Annotated in this window: 2 protein-coding genes; both read right to left on the bottom strand. The window is 71.9% G+C overall.

Annotated features, from left to right (window positions below; genetic code table 11):
* Window positions 1-24: 24 nt before the first annotated feature.
* Entirely contained in the window at window positions 25-540 is a 516-nt protein-coding gene (locus tag LFA75_RS23605) for a flagellar hook assembly protein FlgD (protein WP_225236157.1), read from the bottom strand.
* A gap of 12 nt (window positions 541-552) precedes the next feature.
* Window positions 553-1,001, bottom strand: a 449-nt coding sequence (locus LFA75_RS23600) for a flagellar hook-length control protein FliK (RefSeq protein ID WP_225236156.1), incomplete at its 5' end; no start/stop codon positions are given.

Raw genomic sequence — 1,001 nt, 5'->3', positions numbered from 1 at the left:
TTGCGGCTGCGGACGAAGGGCAAGTTAGGGTGCAGGTGGTGGGTGGGGAAGGTGTTGCAGGATGTTTTTGTTTTCGGAGAGCGGGCGGCCGCCGAGATCACCGCAGGGAGAATGGTCGGCAGCGTCAGGTGTGTATAAGAGAGAGGGGATGGCCGGCCCGCCGATCACGGCGGTGGCCTCGGCGGAGTCGGTCGCGAGGATCACGGAGGCGACCGCGCCGGTCCGGGCGACGCCGTCCTCGCCCACGTAGGTGGCGGTCTTGCCGACCAGGGCGCCGGCGCTCGAGGCCCGCTGCATGGCCAGCATCGAGGCGTTCTGGTCGGTCAGCTTCTGCAGCGCCTCCACCTGGGAGTAGGTGGCCGTCTGGGTCACGAACGCGCTGGAGTCGGTGGGGGCCGACGGGTCCTGGTACTTCATCTGGGCGACCAGGAGCTTGAGGAAGGTGTCCTTGTCCATCCCGGTGCCGCCGACCGAGCTGCTGGCCGGGCTCTGCGCGCCCGCGAGGGACATCACGTTCCCGGTGGTGCCGACGACGGCCATGGCTTCTCCTCCTCAGACGCGGACGTCGACGCCGGGTGACGCCGCTCCGCCGCGGTTGGTGCGGGTGGTACTGGTGGTGCTGCTGTCCTCATCGGCAGTCGCGGGGCCGGTCGGTACCTGTCCCCACCGAGTGGTGGGCGCGGAGCGCTGGTCACCGGCCTGCGACGAGCCCGAGCCGGCCTGGCCACCCTGGCCGGTCGACACCTGGGCGTCGGTCAGCGTGAGCCCGGCCGCGGCCAGGTCCCGGCGCAGCTCGGGGATCGCGTCGGCCAGCACACCGCGGCTGCCGTCCTGGCCGGCCGACATCGCCAGCGAGACCTGGTCCCCGGTCACCGTGAGCTGCAGGTGCACCTCGCCGAGGGACTCCGGGGCCAGCACGATCGTCACCGAGTGCGACCCCCCGTCGCTGGCCAGGGCCAGCAGCTGCGGGGTCAGCTGGGCGGCGACCGGTGGGTCGGCGG

Origin of the sequence: Klenkia terrae, assembly GCF_900491935.1 — a bacterium.
Classification (GTDB): domain Bacteria; phylum Actinomycetota; class Actinomycetes; order Mycobacteriales; family Geodermatophilaceae; genus Klenkia; species Klenkia terrae.
Note: the sequence above shows the minus strand (reverse complement) of the source record. Positions and strands in the feature narration are given on the sequence as shown.